Source organism: Stenotrophomonas sp. 71799_Sma (assembly GCF_056482505.1).
In genome coordinates this window covers 1,839,636-1,862,604 of record NZ_CM151202.1, presented here as the reverse complement: position 1 = coordinate 1,862,604, position 22,969 = coordinate 1,839,636, and the positions used below count along the sequence as shown (strand labels likewise).

Here is a 22,969-nt window from a genome sequence, read left to right as displayed (position 1 = left end):
GCCCCTTCCGAGCCATGACCCTCGCCCTGCCCGCCCTCGCCACCGGCTATGCGCCATCGCCTGCAGGCCTTACCCTGTACGCCGTGGAAGCCAGCGCACTGCCAACCGATGAAGCCTTGATGCTGGCCTGGGCCGGTGGCGACCTGCGCGCGTTTGAAAGCCTGTATGCGCGCCATCGCAAGCGCCTGTTCGGCTTCCTGCTGCGGCAACTGCGCGACAACGCGCTGGCCGAGGAGATCTTCCAGGACGTCTGGCAGCGGGTGATCAGCGCCCGTGCGGGGTGGCAACCGGACGCGGCGTTCAGCACCTGGCTGTTCCGCATCGCCCACAACCGCCTGAACGACCATTGGCGCGCCGCCCGCCACCGGCCGGCTGCCCCGGCCGATGCCGATCTGCGCCTGGCCGCGATCGAGGATGGACAGACCCCGGAAGGCGAGCTTTCCGAATTCGAACAACGTCGCCGCATCCAGCTGGCGATGGAACAACTGCCGCCCGAGCAGCGCGAAGTGCTGCAACTGCGGCTGGATCAGGAACTGAGCCTGGAGGAGATCGGCCAGATCACCGGCGTAGGCCGGGAAACCGTGAAATCGCGGCTGCGCTATGCGATGGACAAGCTGCGTGCGGGATTGAACGCATGAACCGAGACGAACCGCTGACGCCGGAAGAACGCGAGCTGGCCCGGCTGCTCGGCCGTCGCGCCGAACAGGCACCGCCCGCCGCACTGGACGCCGCCATCCTGGCCGCGGCCCGCGCTGCCGTGGACGCTCCGGCTGCCGATGCGGTCGCCTCTCCCGAAGCACCACGTACGCAGCGCACACGCCCGCGTTGGCCGGCGGTGTTCGGCATCGCCGCCTCGATGGTGCTCGCCATCGGCATCGCCTGGCAGCTGCGTCCGGAACCGCCACCGATTCCGGCGGGTGAGGCCGCTGTTGCGGCGGCACCGGCTGCGGCAGAAGACGTCGCGGCTGCCGATCAGGCCGCTGAGCGCAGTGCAGCCGACAGCGCGGTGGCGACTGCGGAACCGGCCGCTGCGCCCGCAGCACCCGAGGCAGCCCCGGTTGCCGCTGCCCCGGCACCGGCCATCGCGCGCGCAAGCAAGCCTGCGCCGGCCGAGACCGCTGAAGCGCCGGCCCAGGCTGCACGATCGATGGCTGCGGATGCGGCCGCCGATACCTCCTTTGCGGCCCTGCCGCCCGCTCCGGCCGCAGCGCCGGCAGCAGCCCCCCTGCGCCTCCGGCTCCCACCGCCTACTCGGCACCCGCGCCGCTGATGGCGCCGGTTGTCGCCAGTGGTTCGCTGAAGGCGCGCTCGGCAGGCACGCCAGAGTCCAACAGCGTGCAGGCCGAACAGGCCCCGGCATTGGACCGGGTAGAAATCACCTCGATGAAGCGCGAGGCTCCCAGCCGTTCCGCACCTGGCATCATGCGCCGCGGCAGCGATGCGGGCCTGAGCGCGGATGCCGTGCAGGCCGAGGTGGACGCTGACGCACGACTGCCGCGCCGGCAGTGGCTGCAGAAGATCCGTACACGACGCGACGACGGCCAGCGCGATCTGGCCCGTGCCAGCCTGGAGCGCTACATGCAGCAGTACCCGGAAGCACGCCTGCCGCGCGACCTGCGCCCGCTGCTGGACGACTGAAGCGGACGGGAATACCCGGCAACCCCGTAGAATGACGGGAATGCTCGATACTCTCGCCCAGCCGGTCAGCCACACGCTGGAAGTCAAACACAGCCGTTTCATCGCCCATGCCGCGCCGATCGATGGCGCCGCAGCGGCCATGGCGTTCCTGCAGCAGGTTGCGGTGGCCGATGCCACCCACAACTGCTGGGCCTACCGGCATGGGCAGGACTATCGCTCCAGCGACGATGGTGAGCCGGCCGGCACGGCTGGACGTCCGATTCTGGCGGCGATCGACGGCCAGGGTTTCGACCGGGTGATGGTGGTAGTGACGCGCTGGTTCGGCGGTATCAAGCTCGGTGCCGGTGGCCTTGTGCGCGCCTACGGCGGCGCCGCCGCCGAGTGCCTGCGCACCGCCCCGCGCCTGCCGCTGGTGGCGATGGCCCGGCTGCAGCTGCTGGCCGGCTTCGAGGACCTGGGTACCCTGCATGCCACCCTGCCCGCCTTCGGTGCCGAAAAGCGCGATGAACAGTTCGATGCCAATGGTGTGTGCCTGCGGATCGAATTGCCTGCCGATCAGGTCGACGCATTGAAAATCCGCCTGCGCGACGCCACCCGTGACCGTATCCGCATAGAAGACGACGACCAGGATGACTGACAAGGACGACGCCCCCGCTTCGACCCCGCCGCTGCGGCGCCTCGGCAGCCTGCGCACGCTGTGGCCGTTCGTGCGCCGCCACAGCGGCCTGTTCACCGCCTGGCTGCTGGCCCTGGCGGTGTCTTCTGCAGCCACGCTGAGCCTGCCTCCGGCGGTGAAGCAGATGATCGATCACGGTTTCAGCAGCGGCGGCCAGATCAACCGCGCCTTCGCCCTGCTGATGCTGGTGGCGGTCGTCATGGCGTTGGGCACGGCCGCGCGCTTCTACTTCGTATCGTTGCTGGGTGAAAAGGTCGTGGCCGACCTGCGCAGCCAGCTGTATGCCCACCTGATCCAGCTGGGCGCCGGCTTCCACGACCGCAGCCGCAGCGGAGAGCTGGTCTCGCGCCTGACCGCGGACACCGAACTGCTGCGCAGCGTGGTCGGCTCGACCATGTCCGTAGCATTGCGCAGCACGGTCACCGTCATCGGCAGCCTGGCAATGCTGTTCGTCACCAGCCCGCGGCTGGCCGCATGGTCGCTGCTAGGCATTCCGCTGGCGGTGCTGCCGATCATCATCGGCGCGCGCAAGCTGCGCACGGTCGCACGCAACAGCCAGGACCGCATCGCCGATGCCAACAGCCTGGCCAGTGAAACCCTGGGTGCGGTACGCACGGTGCAGGCACATGCACGCGAGCCGTACGAGCGCGGGCGCTTCGACAAGGCACTCGGTGATGCCATCGGCGCCGCCCGTCGCCGCATCGGCGCACAGTCGCTGGTCACCGCCAGCGCCATCCTGCTGGTGTTCGGCGCCATCGTCGGTGTGTTGTGGCTGGGCGCGCACGACGTCATCGACGGCCGCCTCAGCGCCGGTACGCTGGGCCAGTTCGTGCTGTATGCATTGATCGGTGGCGGCTCGGTGGGCGCGCTGGCCGAAGTGTGGAACGAACTGCAGCGCGCGGCCGGCGGCATGGGCCGTATCGGCGAACTGCTGCAGGAAGACATCGAGATCCGCGCGCCGGCACAGCCGCACGCGCTGCCGCAGCCGCTGCGTGGCGAGATCCGGTTCGACGACGTGGTGTTCCACTACCCGCAGCGACCGGACCAGGCCGCACTGGACCACTTCAACCTGCACGTGCACCCCGGCGAGACCGTGGCGCTGGTGGGTCCGTCGGGGGCGGGCAAGAGCACGGTGCTTTCGATGCTGCTGCGCTTCCATGATCCAGCCAGCGGCCGCATCGACGTGGACGGCATCGACGTGCGCCAGGTCGACCCGGCCGAGCTGCGTGCGCAGCTGGCGCTGGTGCCGCAGCAGCCGACGCTGTTCGCTGCCAGTGCGCGCGACAACATCCGCTATGGCCGCCTGCAGGCCAGCGACGCCGAAGTCGAGGCTGCCGCGCGTGCTGCCGAGGCCGATGGCTTCCTGCGCGCGTTGCCGCAGGGCTATGACAGTGAGCTGGGCGAGCGCGGTGCCCGCCTGTCCGGTGGCCAGCAGCAGCGTGTGGCGATTGCCCGTGCGCTGCTGAAGGATGCGCCGATCCTGCTGCTGGACGAAGCGACCAGCGCGCTGGACGCGCAGAGCGAGCACAGCGTGCAGCAAGCGCTGGAGCGGTTGATGGCGGGCCGCACCACACTGGTCATTGCCCACCGCCTGGCCACCGTGCTCAAGGCCGACCGCATCGTGGTGATGGACCAGGGCCGCATCGTCGCCGAGGGCACGCACGCACAGCTGCTGGCCGAAGGTGGACTGTACGCTGAACTTGCGCGCCTGCAGTTCATCGATTGATGACGTCCGGCTAACATCGGCGCGGCCAAGCTGGCCGCGCAACAACCGCATCCGCTGAAGGAGGTGCACGATGTCGTTCCGTCAGTTCCCCGCCGTCGACAGCAACGGCGAAAGCCACATCATCATCGAGTTCAAGCCCGAGGCGAATGGCAGCGGGCATCACTCTGAAGCCACGCCACGCTACGAACTGGATGACGGGCGGCCGCTGGTGCGCGATGGCCGCGAGTTCACCACCAGTGGCGGCGAGCTGCGACTGACGATCTGAGGTTCGCCGGGCATGACCCGGCGCTACCCGATTTCGTATCGCCCCGCTCTGGCGGGTGTCGACCTTGATCGACCCGCTTTCTTGCCTCTGGTAGGTGTCGACCTTGGTCGACACACCTTTTGCCCAAGGCGGTCGAACATGGCTCGACTCTACAAATGGCGTGATCAATTTTTGGCCAAGCATCTTGACAGCCTTTGCTGGCAGGGCCTGAGCGAGGTTATCCACACGTTTGCTCAGGAACCATCCACACCGCCTGTGGATGAATTCAGCCCAGCACCCGCCCAATGCCGCTGGCGTCCACGTCGGCTGCTGCCCGGGTGATCGCCGCCGCATCGCTGCCGGCCACGAACCCGATGCGAAAATGCACTTCGCCACCAGGCGTGCGCGAGGAATGGATCGAAGCCAGGCTGATGCGATGCTGCTCGAACACGTTCAGCAGCTCACGCAGCGAGCCGGGCCGGTCTTCCGGCAGGTGCACCGACAACGCATTACGCTCGGTCAGGTCAGCCAGCAGATAACCCACGCGTTCAAAGGTGTAGTTGCCGTCCGCCAGCGCCTGCTCGCCGAAGGCACCGCGGTTTGCCGACAGCAGCTGCTCGCGGAATTCACCACGCGCACGGTCGTCGCCCTGCCCGACCTGCGCCTGCAGGGCCTGCAGCTGGCCGACCAGCCGTTCCAGCATCGGCGCCACGTACGGGTTACCGAACTGGATGTCTTCGTAGATCGCCGGGTTGAGCGACAGGATGCGCGAGATGATCGCCGTGTCCAGCTCGAACGATGCCGAGCGGTACGGCATCATCGCGGCCAGATCGCCCAGCTGCGGCTGGTACTGGCGCAGCACGCCGGCCTGGGCCAGGTGGGTGGCATGCACCATCGCCTGTACCAGCGCCATCATCTGGTCGTGGTGCTGCGGCGTGGCCCGCACGCACTCGGCCTGCAGCGCCGTGCACAGCGTATCGACCCATGGCTGCCAGTGCTGCAGCCGCGCTTCGCAGACCACCATCACCCGGCCCTTCAGGGTCGGCGCCTTGGGTGGCGCGGTCATCGGGTGCAGGCCAACCACTTCGGCTTGAGAGGCCAGCATCGCCTGCACCGGCGCTTCCTTCACCGAGGTCACGTCCAGCCACAGCCGGTCCTGCTCACGGCCGGCCGACTGCCGCACGTACTCGGCAATCAGAGCCGGCGTATGCCGGATCGGTGCCGAGAACACCAGCACGTCGGCCTGCGCCAGCAGCTGTTCCGGCGTATGCGAGTCCGGATCGGCCGGATCGTGGCCGATCACCTGCAGCTGCATGTGCTGCTGGAAGAAGCGGCTCAGCCAGCGCCCATAGGCGCCGGCACTGCCGACGATGCCGACCGTGCGCGGCGTGCGTTCGAGCAAGCCGCTCATGCCACGCGTTCGGCGCGGAAGCGCGTGCCTTCGGCCAGTGCGGCAGGCGCCGCCGCGATCACGTCGAACTCTTCGAAGCCATTGTCCAGAGTCGCCTCCAGCGCCGCATGGGTACCGGCAATCGCACGCGAAATCGCCTGCTGCATCGATTCACCTCGCAACAGGAACGACACCACCAGCGACATCAGCACGTCACCGGTGCCGGCCACGTCCACCGGCAGCAGCGGCGAAGTCCAGCGCCAGGTTTCCTCGCGACCGACCGCCAGGGTCACCAGCTCACCCGGGTTACCGCCCACGCTGTGCGCGATCACCCAGTGCGGGCCACGGTCCAGCAGCGTGCGCGCGGCGGCGATGGCATCGGCCTCGGCCAGTGCCGGCATACCGGTCAGACGATTCAGTTCGAAGGCGTTCGGGGTCACCAGCCAGGCATGCGGCAGCAATCGCTCGGCGAAGATCGCCTCCAGGCCCGGTTCCACGTAGGGGCCGGTGTGGGTGTCACCAATCACCGGATCCAGGCAGTAACGCAGCTGCGGACAGGCCGGCAGGATGTTGTCCAGCCAGTCGGCGAAGGCGGCACCGTTGGCGGTGCTGCCGAAGTAGCCGGACACCAGCATCTTCGCCCGCTGCGGCAGGCCGCGCTCGTGGGTGCCCAGCAGCAGGTCGGCGAACCAGTCGGCGGGCAGCACGCGACCACGCGTGGTGTCGTAGAACGGCGCGTTGCTCAGCAACACGGTCGGGATCTCCGCCACGCGCACGCCGAGTGCGCGCATCGGCGGTACGGCGGCGCTGTTGCCGGCGTGGCCGTAGACAAGTTGCGACTGGACCGAGATGACATCGATCGGCGACGGACCATCCGGCCGCTGGCGGCGGCCGTGGACCAGGTGGTTATCAAGGGATTCGCTCATGGCCGCATTCTACGCCCAAGGGAGTTTTCGGCAGGGCTTGCAGCCCTGCACCTGCTCAATGCAACGGCAATCGCAACGGCCGAAGCCAAAGCGGCCTTCCGTGGGGTGGCGGGGCGGTGTCGGAGTGCGGGGATGCCGCAAGTACGTCCTTGTAGGCTTGGCAGCGGCATCCATGCCGCTGACACCCCGCAATCCGACACCGCCCCACCTTCGACAGGTTCACGCGGCTGTTGGTAACTGCGGCTGTTGTTCCGCGCGGCTGTTGGTAGGTGTCGACCTTGGTCGACACATCTGTCAGATATCGAATGAATTCATCCACGCATGGCGTGGATCTACCGTGTCGACCAAGGTCGACACCTACCAGAGCCGGACGCCGTTCCGACAGATCGCGGAAAACTGTCGAAGGCGGGGTGGGTCCGGTTGAGGGGGCGTGAGCCGCATGGGCCCGAGGCATGCCTCGGGCGGGTTGGGCAGGACGCCCAACCCCGGTCTTGCCGTGTGCGCAGGACTGCGCACACGAGCAAGCGGCGACCGAGCTTACATGGGTGAGGGCGCTTTGCTTGCGAAGCATTGCTTCGCAAGCGCCCGAACGCACAGCCGCCAGCGGCTGGGCCGGGCCCCGGAGGGGGACTTGCAGCGTCCCCCTCAACCGGACCCACCCCGCCAACGCGCGGAATGCAGGCTTTTGACGTTGACGTTGATTCAGCAGGTGCAGGGCTGCAAGCCCTGCAAACCCCACCCCCTCAGTGAGCAGCAGGCCGCGACGGTGGCAGCCACGCCGCCACGATGCCCAGCAGCGGCAGGAACGCGGTCAACTGGTAGACGTATTCGATGCTGGTCTTGTCCGCCAGCAGGCCCAGCACAGCCGCCCCAAGCCCGCCCATGCCGAAGGCGAAGCCGAAGAACAGGCCGGACACCATGCCGATGCGGTGCGGCATCATTTCCTGCGCGTACACCACGATCGCCGAGAACGCCGAGGACAGCACGAAGCCGATCAGCACCGCCAGCACGGTCGTCCACAGCAGATCAGCATGCGGCAGCATCAGCGCGAACGGGGCCACGCCCAGGATCGAGGTCCAGATGATCGGCTTGCGGCCGATGCGGTCACCCAGCGGGCCACCAAGGAAGCCGCCGGCGGCGGACGCCACCAGGAACGCGAACAGATGCAGCTGGGCCTGCGCCACCGGAATGCCGAAGTGGTGGATCAGGTAGAAGGTGAAGTAGCTGCCGATGCTGGCCATGTAGAAGTACTTGCTGAAGATCAGCACCAGCAGGATCGCCAGTACCTTGGCCACGGTGCGCGGCGGATGCCGCGGCGCCATCGCAGCCGTGCTGACCGGTCGAGGCGTACCCAGATGCAACGCGTACCAGCGGCCGACATAGGTCAGCAATGCGATGCCGATCAGGGCAGCACCGGTAAACCACGATGCGGCGTGCTGGCCATACGGCACGATCACTGCGGCGGCGATCAACGGGCCCAGCGCTGTTCCGAAATTGCCACCCACCTGGAACACCGACTGCGCGAAGCCGTGACGGCCGCCCGAGGCCAGTCGCGCGATGCGCGAGGCCTCCGGATGGAAGATGGCCGAGCCAATACCGACCATCGCCGCCGCCATCAGCACCACCGCGTAGTTCGGTGCGAAGCCGAGCAGCAGCATGCCGCACAGGGTCGAGGCCATGCCGATCGGCAGCGAGTACGGGGCTGGGCGACGGTCGGTGGCCATGCCGATCAAGGGCTGGAAGATCGAGGCGGTGAGCTGGTAGGTCAGCGTGATCAGGCCGATCTGGGTGAAGCTGAGATTGAAGCCGCCCTTGATCACCGGATAGATGGCCAGGATCAGCGACTGCATCATGTCGTTGACGACATGCGAGGTGGAAATGGCGGCCAGCACGCCGGGGGCAACCGGGCGTGAGGTCGTTGCGGGAGAAGCCAGGGTCGACATGGACACAGTCAGGTTGGGGGCGAGCCACGCATGCTACGGTGGCCTCCCCCTCCCTTCTGCCGCGTTCGGGTCATGGCATATCGCAAAAAGGACACTCCCTGCCCGGTCCGCGAGACTGCGCCGTGGAACGAGGTTCCGGTGCACCGCCCGGTGACCTGCCGCGCCCGCCACTACAAACCCGGCACCCACATCGCGCCCCACCGGCATCGCCGTCACCAGCTGGTGTTCGCCATGTCCGGACTGATGGTGGTGCGTGCGGACGGGGGCCGCTGGGTCGTACCCTCGACCCGCGCGATCTGGGTGCCGGCCGGCATGGCGCATGCGGTGGACTGCATCGCTGAGGTGCATATGCGCAGCCTGTATGTGGAACCGGACTTCGCGCCGCAGCTGCCGGACGAGGCGTTCGCGGTACAGGTAGCGCCGTTGCTGCGCGAGCTGCTGCTCGCCGCCAGCCTGATCGAGACCGCGCATGTGGATGACAGCCGCGACGGCCGCGTGGTGCGCCTGCTGCTGGACGAGCTGCACCGCATGGACGTGCTGCCGCTACACCTGCCCTCGCCCTCCGACCCGCGCCTGCAGCGGATCTGCCAGCACATCCAGAAACATCCCGGCGACGACGCCACCCTGCAGGACTGGGCGCAGGCGCTGCAGGTGGACGTGAAAACCATCCAGCGTCATTTCGCCAGTGAACTGGGCATGACCTTCGGGCAGTGGCGGCAGCAGGCGCGGCTGTTGGCCGCCCTGGAGCGACTGGCGGTCGGCGACAAGGTCATCGATGTCGCGCTGGCGATGGGCTACGACAGCCCGAGTGCATTCACCAGCATGTTCAAGCGCCAGCTCGGGCAGACGCCGGCGGCGTTTTTCCGGTAGCGCCGGGCCATGCCCGGCGGCGGCAGTGCGGCACCACAAACGAAAACGCCGGGCATTGCCCGGCGCTGTCGTTCAACACATGCGTCGATGGATCAGGACGTCATCCGGTCCCAGAAGCCCTTCACGCCATCCATGAAGGTGGCCGACTTCGGCGAATGCTTGCGCGCTTCCTCACCGACGAAGGTGGCTTCGAACTGCTCCAGCAGCTTGCGCTGTTCGTTGGTGAGGTTGACCGGGGTCTCCACCACCACACGGCAGTACAGGTCGCCTTCGCTGCGGCTGCGCACCGAACGCACGCCCTTGCCACGCAGGCGGAACAGCTTGCCGGTCTGGGTCTCGGCCGGAATGCGGATCTCCGCTTCGCCGCCCAGGGTGGCCACCCGCACGGTGTCACCCAGTGCCGCCTGCGAGATGCGGATCGGCACTTCGCAGTGCAGGTCGTCGCCATCGCGCTGGAAGATCGCATGCTCGCGCACGCGCACTTCCACGTACAGGTCGCCCGGCGGCGTACCGGCCGGACCGGCCTCGCCTTCGCCCTGCAGGCGGATGCGGTCGCCGGTATCGACGCCCGCCGGCACCTTCACCGACAGCACCTTGTCTTCCTCGACACGGCCATTGCCGTGGCAGGTCTTGCAGGGCTTGGCAATGATCTGGCCGCGGCCGCCGCAGTTGTGGCAGGCCTGCTGCATGGCGAAGATGCCGCGTTGGATGCGCACCTGGCCGCGGCCATGGCACACGTTGCAGGTCTCGACCTTGCCGTCTTCGGAGCCACTGCCATCGCAGTCGCCGCACTCGGCCAGGGTCGGGATCTCGATGCGGCGCTCGACGCCGCGCACGGCCTCTTCCAGGTCCAGTTCCATCACGTAGCCGATGTCGGCGCCACGACGGGCCTGGCGCGGACCACCGCCGCCACCGCCAAAGATGTTGCCGAAGATATCGCCGAAGATATCGTTCATGTCCGGGCCGCCCGGACCGCCACCGCCCATGCCGTGCTCGAACGCGGCGTGGCCATGGCTGTCGTACATGCGGCGCTTGTTGCCGTCGGACAGCACTTCGTAGGCTTCCTTGCACTCCTTGAAGGAGGCTTCGGCCGCCGCATCACCCGGGTTGCGGTCCGGGTGGAATTTCATCGCGCATCGACGGTAGGCCTTCTTCAGCTCTTCGTCGTTGGCGGTGCGGGCAACGCCCAGCACTTCGTAGTAATCGCGCTTGCTCATATCGTGAATCGGGTTCCGGAAAGTCGGGATTCGTCAAAGCGGAAGAGCGGAACCAGGTCCGCTCTTGCGTCGGGCGCCCCGACACACCGGTGGGCGGTCAGGACCCTGATGCGACAACGGGACGCTGATGGCCAGCGTCCCGTGTCGGTCCGGATCAGGACTTCTTGTCGTCCTTGACTTCGGTGAACTCGGCGTCCACCACGTCATCCTGCGGCTTGCCCGCATTGCCAGCGTCGGCACCCGGGGCGGCACCGCCCTGGTCGGCCGAAGCGGCGGCGAACAGCGACTGGCCGGCTTCTTCCAGTGCCTTCGACTTGGCTTCGATCTGTGCCTTGTCGTCACCCTTCATCGCGGTTTCCAGGTCGGCCAGCGCCGCCTCGACCTTGCCGATGACATCGCCGCCGACCTTGCTGCCGTGCTCGGTGATGGCGCTGCGGGTGCCGTGGATCAGGGCGTCGGCCTGGTTGCGGGCCTGCACCAGCTCCTGGAACTTCTTGTCTTCTTCGCGGTTGGCTTCCGCGTCGGCGACCATGCGTGCGATCTCTTCCTCGGACAGGCCCGAACCGGCCTTGATCTCGACCTTCTGTTCCTTGTTGGTCTTCTTGTCCTTGGCCGACACGTGCAGGATGCCGTTGGCGTCGATGTCGAAGGACACTTCCACCTGCGGCAGGCCGCGCGGGGCCGGCTCGATGCCGGACAGGTCGAACTTGGCCAGCGACTTGTTGAAGCGGGCCTGTTCGCGCTCACCCTGCAGCACGTGCACGGTCACGGCCGACTGGTTGTCCTCGGCGGTGGAGAACACCTGCGAAGCCTTGGTCGGGATGGTGGTGTTCTTCTCGATGATCTTGGTGAACACGCCGCCCATGGTCTCGATGCCCAGCGACAGCGGGGTCACGTCCAGCAGCAGCACGTCCTTGACGTCGCCGCCCAGCACGCCGCCCTGGATCGCAGCACCCAGTGCCACGGCTTCGTCCGGGTTGACGTCCTTGCGCGGTTCCTTGCCGAAGAACTCGGTCACCGCCTGCTGCACCTTCGGCATGCGGGTCTGGCCACCGACCAGGATCACTTCGCTGATGTCGCTCGAACGCAGGCCGGCATCGTTCAGGGCGACGCGGCACGGCTCGATCGACTTCTTGATCAGGTCTTCCACCAGCGCTTCCAGCTTGGCGCGGGTCAGCTTGATGTTCAGGTGCTTCGGACCCGAGGCGTCAGCGGTGACGTACGGCAGGTTCACTTCGGTCTGCTGGGCGCTGGACAGCTCGATCTTGGCGCGCTCGGCGGCGTCCTTCAGGCGCTGCAGGGCCAGCGGATCCTTGCGCAGGTCGATGCCCTGGTCCTTGTTGAACTCTTCAACCAGGTACTCGATGACGCGGTTGTCGAAGTCTTCGCCGCCCAGGAAGGTGTCGCCGTTGGTGGCCAGCACTTCGAACTGCTTCTCGCCGTCGACGTTGGCGATCTCGATCACCGAGACGTCGAAGGTGCCGCCGCCCAGGTCGTACACCACGATCTTGCGATCCTTGTTGTCGCCCTTGTCCAGGCCATAGGCCAGCGCGGCCGCGGTCGGCTCGTTGATGATGCGCTTGACGTCCAGGCCGGCGATGCGGCCGGCGTCCTTGGTTGCCTGGCGCTGGCTGTCGTTGAAGTAGGCCGGCACGGTGATGACCGCTTCGGTGACCTTCTCACCGAGGAAGTCCTCGGCGGTCTTCTTCATCTTTTCCAGCACCTTGGCCGAGATTTCCTGCGGGGCCATCTTCTTGCCGTCGCTGGTGGCCACCCAGGCGTCGCCATTGTCATGGGCCAGGATGCTGTACGGGACGTGCGCGATGTCCTTCTGCACTTCGGCGTCGGTGAACTTGCGGCCGATCAGGCGCTTCACCGCGTAGAAGGTGTTCTTCGGGTTGGTCACGGCCTGGCGCTTGGCCGAGGCGCCGACCAGGACTTCGCCGTCCTTGGTGTAGGCGACGATCGACGGGGTAGTGCGATCGCCTTCCGAATTCTCGATGACGCGGGCCTTGCCGCCGTCCATGATCGCCACGCACGAGTTGGTGGTGCCGAGGTCGATACCAATGATCTTGCCCATGGGGGAGACTCCTGAGGATGCTTGTTGGTGTCAGTCCGGCCGTTCGGCCGGTGGATGAATACGATGTGGGGGAGGCTCGTGGAACATTCAAGCCGTCTCCCGAACGCTGTGTTCAGCGCCTGGAAAACCTTGCCAGGCATGGCCTGGCACAACCGGGACCGGGCAAAGCCCGGCCTGGTCCATCAATCGGCGGCCACCACCACCAGCGCCGGCCGCAGCAGGCGCTCGTTGAGCAGGTAGCCCTTCTGGAACACGGTCACCACGCTGCCCGGGGCAGCGCCCGGCGTCGGCACCTGGCTGATGGCCTGGTGGTGTTCCGGGTTGAACGGCTGGCCGATCGGATCCAGCAGGACCAGTCCGTTGTCGGCGGCCACCTTCAGCAGCTGCTTGTAGGTCAGCTCCAGGCCTTCGCGCAGCGGGTGCGGGTCGTCGCCGGCGGCCTTCAGGCCGGCATCCAGGCTGTCGAACACGGGGAGCAGATCGCCCAGCAGCTTCTCGTTGGCGAACTTGCGGGCCTGTTCGATGTCACGGGCAACGCGCTTGCGCTGGTTCTCCAGGTCGGCGCGCTCACGCAGGGCATCGGCCTTGACCTGTTCGATTTCGGCGCGCAGGCGCTCGACTTCGTCGTTGACGCCGGCGGTGGCGGCCGCATCGGCGGCACTCTGCTGGGATTCGATATCTGGCTGTTCGTGGTTCATGTCTGGGTCCCTGGCGGTCAATCTCCGCCTCCACCCACCCTAGTGTGGGCGGGATGCTGCGTTTCAAGCGTCGGATGTTCCCGGCGGGCGGCCGGCTGGCGAAAACGCCGCGCCCAGTACATCGGCGGTAGCCTGGACCAGCGGGATCACGCGGTCGTAGGCCATCCGCTTGGGGCCGATCACCCCCAGCACGCCCAGCACCTGGCCATTGGCCGTGTAAGGGGCAGTGACCAGCGAGACGCCCTGCAGCGGCATCATCCCGGTCTCCTCGCCGATGAAGATGCGCACGCCGGGCGCCTGGATGGTCCGCTCCAGCAGCTGCAGGATCTCCCGCTTGCTGGAGAACAGCTCGAACAGCTCGCGCAGGCGCTCCAGGTCGGACAGGTCCTGCACCCCCATCAGGCGAGTCTGGCCGGCCACCAGCATGTCGTCGGCCGCCGGCTGCAGGGCCTGCTCGGCCAGCTCGATGCTGTGCGCCAGCAGCTGTTCCAGCTCGGAGCGGGCATCGCGCAGTTCCAGCAGCAGTCGGGTGCGGATCTCGGCCATCGGCAGGCCGGCGAAATGGGCATTGAGGTAGTTCGCGACCTGCTCCAGCTGGCCCGGCGCGAACTCCTGCCGGGTCTCGATGACGCGGTTCTGCACCTCGTTGTCGGCAAACACCAGGATCGCCAGCACCCGGCGCCCGTCCAGCGCCACGAAGTCGATCTGGCGGAAGGCGAACTGCTCGCGTCGCGGCGCGCTGACCACGCCGACGAAGTGGCTCATCGCCGACAACAGCTCCGAGGCGCTGCCGAGCAGGGCCTGGGTGCTGCCGCCGCCAGCCAGTTCCTGGCGCAACCGGGCCAGCTCGCCTTCGCCCGGCGGCTGCATCTGCAGCAGGCTGTCGACGAACACGCGGTAGCCATGCGCGGTCGGGACGCGCCCGGCGGAGGTGTGCGGCGAGGCCAGCAGCCCCAGGTCTTCCAGGTCACCCAGGATGTTGCGGATGGTGGCCGGACTGACCTCCAGCCCGGCCACGCGCGCCAGCGTCTGCGAGCCGACCGGCTCGCCGTCCTGGATGTAACGCGCGATCAGCGTGCGCAGCAGATGGCGCGCACGCGGGGCAAGCTGGTCGGGAGAACCGTGCATGGAATCAACCTGTGAGACACGGACACTAGATAATGGCGGCGCATCACCTTGGCAAGTCATTGGACCTCCCTCGCCCGCGTGCTAGCGTTGCGCGGCTGCTGATACCCCCTTACCCATGCTCAGACATCTTTCGATCAAGGATTTCGCCGTCGTCCGCGCCACCGAACTGGAGTTCGGGCCAGGCATGACCGTGGTTTCAGGCGAGACCGGCGCCGGCAAGTCGCTGATGGTCGACGCGCTGGGCTTCCTGTCCGGCCTGCGCGCCGACAGCGGCGTGGTCCGCCACGGCGCCGCGCGCGCCGAGCTTTCGGCCGAGTTTGCGCTGGAGCAGCTGCAGGCTGCACGCCAGTGGCTGGCCGACAACGAGCTGGACGACGAGGAGCAGTGCCAGCTGCGCCGGGTCATCCGCGCCGATGGCGGTTCGCGGGCCTGGATCAACGGCCGCCCGGTGACTCTGGCGCAACTGGGCGACCTGGCCTCGCTGCTGGTGGAGATCCACGGACAGCACGAACAGCAGGCCCTGCTGACGCGCCCGTCGCAGCTGGCCCTGCTCGACGCCTATGCGCGCAACGAGAACGAACGCCGCCAGGTGCGACGCGCCGCCGCGGCCTGGCAGGCATTGGTCGATGAATCGCTGGCGCTGTCGCAACAGGGCGACGTCAGTGACCGGATCGGCTTCCTGGAGCACCAGCTGCGCGAGCTGGACCGTGAAGACCTGGAGCCGGAGTCGATTGCCGCACTCGGCGCCAGCCACCGCCGCCAGGCCCATGCCAGCGCCCTGCTGAGCGCCTGCCAGGCCGCCAGCAACCAGCTCAACGGCGACGACGGCAGCTCCGCGCTGGACCTGCTGCAGCAGGTGCGCCACGAGCTGTCGCGCCTGATCGAGCACGACCCGCGCCTGGGCGAGGTGGATGGCCTGATCGAGAACGCTTCGATCCAGCTGCACGAAGCCCTGTCGCTGCTGGATCGGGTGCATGACGACCTCGACGCCGACCCGGAACAGTTCGAGGAGAACGAGCGCCGCCTCGGCCGTCTGCACGACCTGGCCCGCAAGCACCGCGTGCCGATGGACGAGCTGGGTGCGCAGCGCGAGCGCATGCACGCCGAAGTGGAACAGCTGCGCGGCGCCGACGAACGCCTGCAGCGCCTGGCCGGCGAGATCGACAAGGCCGCCGCCGCCTGGCGCGCACAGGCCGAAGTGCTGACCGCCAGCCGTCGCAGCGCTGCTGCCGAGCTGTCGGCCACCACCACCGGCATCATCGCCGAGCTGGGCATGGGCGGCGGCCAGTTCCTGATCGAGCTGGAACCGCAGGACGCCGGCAAGCCCGACCCGCAGGGTGCCGAGCGCGTGGAATTCCTGGTCGCAGCCAATGCCGGCCAGCCGCCGCGCGCCCTGCGCAAGGTGGCCTCCGGCGGCGAACTGTCACGCATCTCGCTGGCCATCGAAGTGGCCGCGCTGGACCTGGATGCAGTGCCGACCATGGTGTTCGACGAAGTCGACTCCGGCATCGGCGGCGCGGTAGCCGACATCGTCGGCCAGAAGCTGCGCGCGCTCGGCGAGAAGCGCCAGGTGCTGTGCGTGACCCACCTGCCGCAGGTTGCCTCCAAGGGCCACGCGCATTACCGGGTCAGCAAGGCGCCGGTGGAAGGCATGACCCAGAGCGCGGTGGAAAAGCTGGACAGCAAGGCGCGCGAGGAAGAGCTGGCGCGCATGCTCGGCGGCGTGGAAGTGAGCAAGGAAGCGCGCGCCGCCGCCCGCAAGCTGCTGCAGGTCTGAGGCCTGTTCGCGGTTATCCACGCATGGCGTGGATCTACAACGCGCGAGGTAGTGCCGGCCGCTGGCCGGCAACCCAACACAGGTGAACGAAGATCATGAGGTTGCCGGCCAGCGGCCGGCACTACCCCCGTGGCTGCGCCAGATCCACCGTTTCCACCAGAAAATCAAGGAAGGCGCGCACCCGCAGCGGCAGGTAGCCGCCCTGCCCCAGGAACACCGCGTGCACCTCTTCCAGGTCACCGGGGTTGGCCTCCTCCAGCACCGGCAGCAGGCGTCCGGCGGCGATGTCCTCCTGCACCTGGTAGGTCGCCAGCCGCGCCATGCCCAACCCGCCCAGCACCAGCTGCCGCAGCGCGTTGCCGTTGCTGGCGCGGGCATTGCCACTGGGCAGCAGCATGCGCTCGCGACCGTCCTGCAGCAGCGGCCAGCCCTGCATCGCACGCGCATGGCCGATGTCCAGACGGTTGTGCGACATCAGCTCCTCAGCGTTGCGCGGCAGTCCATGCCGCTGCGCGTAGGCTGGCGCGGCCACGATCATCATCCGCGTCGCACCCAGCCGTCGCGCCACCAGGCTGGAACTCTTCAGCGGGCCTGCCCGCACCGCCACGTCGGTGCGCTGCTCAAGCAGGTCGATCACCTCGTCGTTCAAGGTCAGGTCCACGCCCACCTGTGGGTTGCGTTCGAGGAACGCCGGCAGCAGCGGCAACAGGAAATGCTGGCCGAACGGCACGTTGGAATTGACCCGCAGGCGTCCGCGCGGCTCGGCATGGGCGCTGGCGCAGCGCTCGGCCTCCTCCAGGTCGGCCAGCACGCGCAGGCCGCGCTCGTAGAACGCGCAGCCTTCCGGGGTCAGCTGCAGCTGGCGGGTGGAGCGCTGCAGCAGGCGCGTACCCAGCCGCTGCTCCAGCCGTGACACCAGCTTGCTGACTGCCGACGGCGTCATGTCCAGGGTGCGCGCTGCGGCAGAGAAGCCACCGGTCTCGATCACCCGCACGAACACTTCCAGTTCGCCGGATCGGTTGATGTCGGGTCGCGCCATGGCGATGAATCCAGTTCACAGATGATTATCCATGCGCAGTCTAGTTCACAGATCGACGGAGAATCACCATGGCCCTCCCTCCTCCCGGGATTGCCCGATGAACCGCCTCAGCCAGCTCACCGCGACCGCCTTGATCGCCCTCTCCAGCGCAGCCAGTGCCGCCCCGGCCCCGCACTGGGTCGCCAGCTGGCAGGCCAGTCCGCAACCGGTCTGGGGCGCCGATTTCCTGTTCCCGACCCTGGTTCCGGCCACGCTGCAGGACCAGACCTTCCGCCAGACGGCGCGTATCAGCCTGGGCGGGCCTCGGCTGCGGGTGAGGCTGAGCAACGCCTACGGCAGACAGCCGCTGCGGATTGGGGCGGCAAGCGTGACGGCACAGGCAGGCGCAATGCCGCAGCCGCTCAGCTTCGACGGCCAGCCCGGGGTGCTGATCGGCCCCGGTCAGGAACGGCTGAGCGATCCGCTGCCACTGGCCACGGATGACCACCAGGCGTTGCAGATCAGTGTCTTTGTGCCGGGGCCGACGCCCGTGCAGACGTTCCACTGGGAGGGTCGGCAGACCAGTTGGATTGCGCCCGGCGACCAGAGCCAGACCCAGGCTCTGAGCGGGGCCAGCAGCACCACTGCCCGCCTGTTCCTGGCTGGCATCGAGGTCGAGGCGGCGGCCAGCGCACGCAGCGTGGTGGTGATCGGCGACTCGATTACCGACGGCGCCACCGCCAGCCTCGACCAGGACCAGCGCTGGACCGACCATCTGGCGGCGCGCCTGGCATCGCGGGGCGTTGCCGTGGTCAACGCCGGTATTTCCGGGGGGCGGCTGCTGCGCGATGGCATGGGCGAATCCGCCCTGGCCCGCTTCCGGCGTGACGTGCTGGATCAACCAGGCGTGGTCAGCGTAGTCGTGCTGATCGGCATCAATGACATCAGCTGGCCCGGCACCGCCTTCGCCCGGAACCAGGCCCGGCCCACGCTGGCCGAACTGCAGGCGGGGTATCGCACCCTGGCCGAGCAGGCCCATCGGCGGGGTCTACGCATCCTCGGCGCCACCCTGACGCCGTTCGCCGGCGCCCTGCCCGGCACGCCGTTGGACGACTACTACCAGCCGGACAAGGAGGCCCTGCGCCAACAGCTCAATGCCTGGCTGCGCAGCGACAGCCCGTTCGATGCGGTGATCGACCTGGATGCGGCGCTGCGCGACCCGGCCGATCCGTCACGGATGGCCGCCGCCTACGACTCCGGCGACCACCTGCATCCGGGCGATGCGGGTAACCGGGCCATGGCCGAGGCGGTGGATCTGGAGGTGTTGATGGGGCCCCTCACACATGGCGCGGATCTGCCGTAAGCAACGAAAAACCCCGGGCAGGCCCGGGGTTTCGTCGCATCCAGCTGGCTGGAACGGCTTACTTGCGCTTCTTGCGCACGTACAGCACCAGCGAATGCTCTTCCAGCTCGTAGCCGTGGTCGGCCGCGATCTTGCGCTGCAGCTCCTCGATCTCGTGGCTTTCGAACTCGATGATCTTGCCGCTGTCCACGTCGACCATGTGGTCGTGGTGGCCGCCACGGTCCAGCTCGTAGACGGCCTGGCCGCCTTCGAAATTGTGCTTGAGCACGAGGCCGGCGGCCTCGAACTGGGTCAGCACCCGGTAGACCGTCGCCAGGCCGATCTCGTCGCCATGCTCGAGCAGCTGGCGGTAGATGTCTTCGGCGGTCATGTGGTGCTGGGCATTGCGCTGTTCAAGCAGCGCCAGGATCCGCATCCGTGGATGGGTCACCTTCAGGCCGACTTTTCGCAGGTCGTGGGTTTCCATAGGTCTCCGTTCATTGGCGATTTAGCGCCAGCTGCCTCGGATTGGGTCGCGGTGGCACGCCGGGAGTGTATCATCGGTTTGATTTCCCCAACCGCCAGTCCCGATGCGCAATCTCCTGTTGGTCGCCGCCGTCGCCCTGTCCACCACCGGGTGCGGCATCATCTACAAGCAACCCATCTATCAGGGCAACCTGATCCGGGAAGATGCCGTGGCCAAGCTGCAGGTCGGGCAGAGCAAGCAGCAGGTCACCGCGCTGCTGGGCACCCCGTCCATTCCGGACCCGTTCCACGCCCAGCGCTGGGACTACACCTCCAGCCAGCGCGTGAACCGCCTGGGCCGTACCGAGGTGAAGAACTTCACCGTGTTCTTCGACAATGACAACGTGACCCGCTGGGAAGGCGATTACTTCCCGGGTAACGACAAGGCCCTGGCCCAGCAGACCGTGCGCCAGTTCGGCCGCAATCTGCCGAAGGACAAGAAGAAGAAGGGTCGCTGACGCCCCCTGCCCGTCCTCGCGGACGGGCGACAGGAATCAACCGCCGAGCGCGCGACGCCGGCGGTTGTCCTTGGGGTCGGCCTGCAACGGGCGTAGCAGCTCGATGCGGTCGCCATCCAGCAGCACCTGCTGCGGGCGCGCCAGCAGCCCATGCACGGCCGCCGCCGGGCAGTCGGCACTGCCTTCCAGCGCAGCAGCGGCAATGGCCTCGGCCACGGTCGCGCCCTCGTCCAGCTGCAACCGGCGCGAAAGCACCCGCTGCGGCCAGGCCAGCACCACCTCGACCTCGATCATCGCTCAGGCCTCGTCGGCAACGCGGATGAAGTCGTTGACCATGCGGTCGGCCAGGCTCTGGAAGCCCAATGCCAGCGCCGGACCGAGCAGGCGCGAACTGGGCTCGAAGTCCAGGGTCAGGGTGACCTTGCAGGCATCTTCGGCCAGCGCATGGAACTCCCAGCGGCCGTGCAGCTGCTTGAACGGGCCATCGCGCAGCTGCATATCGATGCTGTGCGGGCGCTGCAGTGTGTTTTCAGTCTGGAACCAGGTGCTGAACGAGCCCAGGCCCAGGTCCAGGCGCGCTACCAGCCGGTCCTCGCCCTGCTCCAGAATCTGGGCAGCCGAACACCAGCGGAAACGGCGCGGATAGGCCTGGACATCATTGACCAGGTCGAACATGCGCGCGGCCGAATGTTCGACCAGGGCGCTGCGGCGGATAGTAGGCATGAATACAGGACGTTTCGGCAATCGACCGGGCGGGCCCGAATCGGAGACAATACGGAAATGAGCAAGAACAGCGGCAAGGATAAAGCAAAGAGCGCGACGGCCAACAAAACCATCGCGTTGAACAAGCGTGCCCGCCACGAGTACCACATCGAAGACCGCTTCGAAGCCGGCCTGGCCCTGCAGGGCTGGGAGGTGAAATCGATCCGTGCTGGCCGCGGCAACATCGTCGACGCCTACGCCTACGTGAAGGATGGTGAGATCTTCCTGATCGGCGCGCAGATCACTCCGTTGATCCAGGCCTCGACCCATGTCGTGGCCAACGACCGGCGCGATCGCAAGCTGCTGCTGCACCGGAGCGAGATCGACAAGCTGGTCGGCAAGGTCGAGCGCGATGGCTACACGATCGTGCCCACCGCGATGTACTGGAGCAAGAACAAGATCAAGCTCGAAGTCGCGCTGGCCAAGGGCAAGCAGACCCACGACAAGCGCGATGCCGCCAAGGACCGCGACTGGGCGATCGAGAAGCAGCGCGTGATGCGTCGCGGCAACCGCGACGCGTAAGGCGTCTGCGCATCACCCTGTAGAGTCGAGCCATGCTCGACTGCCTTGGCTTCTGTAGAGCCGAGCCATGCTCGGCTTCGATAAGAAAAGCAGTCGAGCATGGCTTGTATGTTCCTCCCGGCTCCTACGCGGTATGTAGGAGCCAGGGTGGAGGGACCGTCAAGCATGCATCTGCGGATACTAGCCGACAGACGAGTCGAGCGATCCCCATCCCGCACACGAACGTCGATAAAGGATCGTACGGCCCCCAAAGGGGATCGTCGATGTAGGCAAGCTAACGTCGGTGCGGTACCACCCCAGCCCCTTAAAGATAGCTGGGAGCCGTACAAATGTCTGATTCTCTCGATATTGGCGTGGACGTGGACTCCAAGGAGTTCGTACCGGCAGTGGCCGACCGCAAGGCCGGCGACAGGATCGCCAACACCCGGGCCGGCATAGCCCAGTGGCTCAACACCTTGCCCCAGCGATGCCGGATTGGCATGGAGGCGACGGGGCGGTACTACGAGTTGTTGGCTCGGATGGCTGGCCAGGCAGGCCACGTTGTCTATGTGATCAATCCACGTCTGATCAAGCACTACGGCCGGGCGACGGGCTCGCGTGGCAAGACGGACGCCATGGACGCCGAAGCGATCGCCCGGTACGTGAAGAAGGAGAGCGATCGCCTGCGTGAATACGTACCGCGTACCGACGAGCAGCAGCAGATGCACGATTTGCTGCGCAAGCGGCAGACGCTGGTAAAGACACGCGCGCGCCTGGAGCAATCCTTCGGGGTAAGCAAAAGTGCCCCCGGGGAGCTGTCAGATCTGTTCTGCGCTCTGGCTGGGACGCTGTCCGAGCTGGAAAGCGAACTGCAGCGCTTGGGTCGCGATGGAGAGCATGGCACGCTCTACAAGCGCCTGTTGACCATCCCTGGTATCGGCCCCGCCGTCGCCGCTCACCTGATTTACTACATGACGCGCTGGCCGTTGGCCAACGCCAACGCGTGGATCGCCTGCACGGGCCTGGATCCCCGGCCCAACGAGTCTGGCGGCAGAACGGGACGGCGTCGGCTGTCCAAACAGGGCGCGCCAGTGCTGCGCCAGATGCTCTACATGGCCGCAATGGGGCTCAAGCGGTGTCGCCGGGGGCAACCGCTCTACGACGAGCTGTCAAAACGCGGTCACCCCAGCACCGCCGTCTTCAACATCCTGGCCAGAAAGCTGGCCAGGATCGCCTGGGGTGTCTTCAAAAGCGGCCGGGACTTCGATCCGGCCATGCTGAAGGTGGGTCAAGCCTGCTTCCAGCAGGCTTGACCACGAACATAGGATCTCGACTCTACAAAAGGCAGGTCACCCCGCCAGCATGCCCTGCCTGCGCATCCGCGGCGACAGCGCCGCGTGCATCACCGCCAGGTGCATCACTACCGCCAGCTCCGGTGCGTAACGGTCATCGCCCAAGCGCCACTGTTGGGCCAGGTTCGCGGCATCAGCCGGCAGCAACGCCAGCAACTGGGCGTCGTCCAGTGCATCGGCCGCGCCCTGCAGCTGGCGTGCCATCTGTCGCGACTGCCACACGTGCACACCGATACTGAGACTGGCCAGCGACATCAGGACCACGGCCAGCCCGTGCTCGAACCACTGCGACAGCACCTCCGGCCCCCACAGCAGGGCAGCCAGCACCGCCAGGCCCGGCAGGCGCCACCCCAGCCAATGGATGCGGCCGCGCTGCGACCAGTGCACCACCACCGCGCTGGCGACCAGTGCCGCAGCTGCCGTGGCCGGCAACTCCGTCACCCAGGTGGCCGCCAGCAGCACCGCCAGCACCGCCCAGACCCAGCCCGGCGGCAACGCACGCCGCTGGTAGTCGGCACCGACCGGCCCGATCAGCTGCCGCAGGCTGCGTTGTTGGCTTGCATCGGTCACCCATGGTCTCCGTGTCTGTCCTGGCTCGGATGGTCATCGCCAGTGTGTCGCAAATTCGTGCCCACGAAGTTAGCAATCCGCTATGACAGACGCTCTACAACAAGTTGCGGATTGACAGGACGCGCGGC

The 22,969-nt window shown here is 67.2% G+C and carries 22 protein-coding genes and 1 pseudogene; 11 read left to right on the top strand and 12 right to left on the bottom strand.

From position 1 onward, the window contains the following. Positions 1–119: 119 nt before the first annotated feature. The 5 genes and pseudogenes from ACZK4Z_RS08715 to ACZK4Z_RS08695 all read left to right on the top strand — a co-directional run bounded on the left by ACZK4Z_RS08715 (position 120) and on the right by ACZK4Z_RS08695 (position 4,305). Positions 120–638 carry an RNA polymerase sigma factor gene (locus tag ACZK4Z_RS08715; RefSeq protein WP_229301232.1) on the top strand — a complete coding sequence of 173 codons (519 nt, stop codon included), beginning with the start codon at positions 120–122 and terminating at the stop codon, positions 636–638. Next, positions 635–1,638 (top strand): annotated as a pseudogene (locus ACZK4Z_RS08710) (hypothetical protein). The gene ACZK4Z_RS08715 and the pseudogene ACZK4Z_RS08710 overlap by 4 nt, the downstream one beginning before the upstream one ends. Positions 1,639–1,678: 40 nt before the next feature. Further along, positions 1,679–2,275 (top strand): IMPACT family protein, encoded by a 597-nt coding sequence (locus ACZK4Z_RS08705; protein WP_049400110.1) that lies wholly within the window; start codon positions 1,679–1,681, stop codon positions 2,273–2,275. Continuing rightward, positions 2,268–4,040: an ABC transporter transmembrane domain-containing protein gene (locus tag ACZK4Z_RS08700; RefSeq protein ID WP_032128297.1), complete on the top strand. Its 1,773-nt coding sequence runs from the start codon at positions 2,268–2,270 to the stop codon at positions 4,038–4,040. Before ACZK4Z_RS08705 ends, ACZK4Z_RS08700 begins: the two co-directional genes overlap by 8 nt. Positions 4,041–4,110: 70 nt before the next feature. Beyond that, positions 4,111–4,305 (top strand): hypothetical protein, encoded by a 195-nt coding sequence (locus ACZK4Z_RS08695; protein ID WP_005409247.1) that lies wholly within the window; start codon positions 4,111–4,113, stop codon positions 4,303–4,305. Between the two features lie 265 nt (positions 4,306–4,570). Here the strand turns inward: ACZK4Z_RS08695 and ACZK4Z_RS08690 are convergent, their stop codons facing one another. The 3 genes from ACZK4Z_RS08690 to ACZK4Z_RS08680 form a co-directional block, all read right to left on the bottom strand. Then, on the bottom strand, positions 4,571–5,695 hold the full coding sequence (locus ACZK4Z_RS08690; protein WP_125895579.1) for a prephenate dehydrogenase: 1,125 nt from the start codon (positions 5,693–5,695) through the stop codon (positions 4,571–4,573). Then, entirely contained in the window at positions 5,692–6,600 is a 909-nt protein-coding gene (pdxY, locus tag ACZK4Z_RS08685; RefSeq protein WP_043035460.1) for a pyridoxal kinase, read from the bottom strand. The genes ACZK4Z_RS08690 and pdxY overlap by 4 nt, the downstream gene beginning before the upstream one ends. 743 nt (positions 6,601–7,343) lie before the next feature. Further along, positions 7,344–8,543: an MFS transporter gene (locus ACZK4Z_RS08680; RefSeq protein WP_478451361.1), complete on the bottom strand. Its 1,200-nt coding sequence runs from the start codon at positions 8,541–8,543 to the stop codon at positions 7,344–7,346. 72 nt (positions 8,544–8,615) lie between these two features. Here ACZK4Z_RS08680 and ACZK4Z_RS08675 point away from each other — a divergent pair, with 72 nt between their 5' ends. After that, the gene (locus ACZK4Z_RS08675; RefSeq protein WP_049463047.1) at positions 8,616–9,413 is read left to right on the top strand and encodes an AraC family transcriptional regulator; all 798 of its coding nucleotides are present in this window, start codon (positions 8,616–8,618) and stop codon (positions 9,411–9,413) included. A 92-nt stretch (positions 9,414–9,505) separates the two neighbouring features. Here ACZK4Z_RS08675 and dnaJ read toward each other — a convergent pair whose 3' ends face one another. The 4 genes from dnaJ to hrcA form a co-directional block, all read right to left on the bottom strand. Beyond that, entirely contained in the window at positions 9,506–10,630 is a 1,125-nt protein-coding gene (dnaJ, locus tag ACZK4Z_RS08670; protein WP_032128292.1) for a molecular chaperone DnaJ, read from the bottom strand. 154 nt (positions 10,631–10,784) lie between these two features. Further along, the gene (gene dnaK / locus ACZK4Z_RS08665) at positions 10,785–12,710 is read right to left on the bottom strand and encodes a molecular chaperone DnaK (protein WP_093999974.1); all 1,926 of its coding nucleotides are present in this window, start codon (positions 12,708–12,710) and stop codon (positions 10,785–10,787) included. A gap of 182 nt (positions 12,711–12,892) precedes the next feature. Next, positions 12,893–13,408 carry a nucleotide exchange factor GrpE gene (grpE, locus tag ACZK4Z_RS08660; RefSeq protein WP_005409240.1) on the bottom strand — a complete coding sequence of 172 codons (516 nt, stop codon included), beginning with the start codon at positions 13,406–13,408 and terminating at the stop codon, positions 12,893–12,895. A 63-nt stretch (positions 13,409–13,471) separates the two neighbouring features. Continuing rightward, positions 13,472–14,536, bottom strand: coding sequence for a heat-inducible transcriptional repressor HrcA (gene hrcA / locus ACZK4Z_RS08655; RefSeq protein ID WP_005409239.1), 1,065 nt, complete (start codon positions 14,534–14,536; stop codon positions 13,472–13,474). 115 nt (positions 14,537–14,651) lie between these two features. Between hrcA and recN the strand changes: the two genes are divergently transcribed. Then, positions 14,652–16,313 carry a DNA repair protein RecN gene (gene recN / locus ACZK4Z_RS08650; protein ID WP_049404573.1) on the top strand — a complete coding sequence of 554 codons (1,662 nt, stop codon included), beginning with the start codon at positions 14,652–14,654 and terminating at the stop codon, positions 16,311–16,313. Between the two features lie 121 nt (positions 16,314–16,434). Here the strand turns inward: recN and ACZK4Z_RS08645 are convergent, their stop codons facing one another. After that, positions 16,435–17,352 (bottom strand): LysR family transcriptional regulator, encoded by a 918-nt coding sequence (locus ACZK4Z_RS08645; protein ID WP_125895980.1) that lies wholly within the window; start codon positions 17,350–17,352, stop codon positions 16,435–16,437. Positions 17,353–17,449: 97 nt separating this feature from the next. Here ACZK4Z_RS08645 and ACZK4Z_RS08640 point away from each other — a divergent pair, with 97 nt between their 5' ends. Further along, positions 17,450–18,694, top strand: a complete 1,245-nt coding sequence (locus ACZK4Z_RS08640; RefSeq protein WP_125895981.1) for an SGNH/GDSL hydrolase family protein — start codon at positions 17,450–17,452, stop codon at positions 18,692–18,694. A 58-nt stretch (positions 18,695–18,752) separates the two neighbouring features. On the opposite strand, the gene fur is transcribed toward ACZK4Z_RS08640, so the two are convergent. Continuing rightward, on the bottom strand, positions 18,753–19,160 hold the full coding sequence (gene fur, locus ACZK4Z_RS08635; protein WP_005409235.1) for a ferric iron uptake transcriptional regulator: 408 nt from the start codon (positions 19,158–19,160) through the stop codon (positions 18,753–18,755). A gap of 103 nt (positions 19,161–19,263) precedes the next feature. Here fur and ACZK4Z_RS08630 point away from each other — a divergent pair, with 103 nt between their 5' ends. Beyond that, positions 19,264–19,656 (top strand): outer membrane protein assembly factor BamE, encoded by a 393-nt coding sequence (locus tag ACZK4Z_RS08630; RefSeq protein ID WP_010484453.1) that lies wholly within the window; start codon positions 19,264–19,266, stop codon positions 19,654–19,656. A gap of 36 nt (positions 19,657–19,692) precedes the next feature. Here ACZK4Z_RS08630 and ACZK4Z_RS08625 read toward each other — a convergent pair whose 3' ends face one another. Together ACZK4Z_RS08625 and ACZK4Z_RS08620 are read right to left on the bottom strand one after the other, a co-directional pair. Continuing rightward, the gene (locus ACZK4Z_RS08625; protein WP_032128285.1) at positions 19,693–19,950 is read right to left on the bottom strand and encodes an RnfH family protein; all 258 of its coding nucleotides are present in this window, start codon (positions 19,948–19,950) and stop codon (positions 19,693–19,695) included. Between the two features lie 3 nt (positions 19,951–19,953). Then, entirely contained in the window at positions 19,954–20,379 is a 426-nt protein-coding gene (locus ACZK4Z_RS08620; protein WP_010484449.1) for a type II toxin-antitoxin system RatA family toxin, read from the bottom strand. Between the two features lie 57 nt (positions 20,380–20,436). Between ACZK4Z_RS08620 and smpB the strand changes: the two genes are divergently transcribed. Both smpB and ACZK4Z_RS08610 read left to right on the top strand, forming a co-directional pair. Beyond that, complete coding sequence (gene smpB, locus ACZK4Z_RS08615; protein WP_010484447.1) at positions 20,437–20,940, top strand: SsrA-binding protein SmpB; 504 nt, start codon at positions 20,437–20,439, stop codon at positions 20,938–20,940. Between the two features lie 329 nt (positions 20,941–21,269). Then, on the top strand, positions 21,270–22,232 hold the full coding sequence (locus ACZK4Z_RS08610; RefSeq protein WP_478451066.1) for an IS110 family transposase: 963 nt from the start codon (positions 21,270–21,272) through the stop codon (positions 22,230–22,232). Positions 22,233–22,268: 36 nt separating this feature from the next. Here ACZK4Z_RS08610 and ACZK4Z_RS08605 read toward each other — a convergent pair whose 3' ends face one another. Then, the gene (locus ACZK4Z_RS08605; protein WP_032128284.1) at positions 22,269–22,841 is read right to left on the bottom strand and encodes a hypothetical protein; all 573 of its coding nucleotides are present in this window, start codon (positions 22,839–22,841) and stop codon (positions 22,269–22,271) included. Positions 22,842–22,969 lie beyond the last annotated feature (128 nt).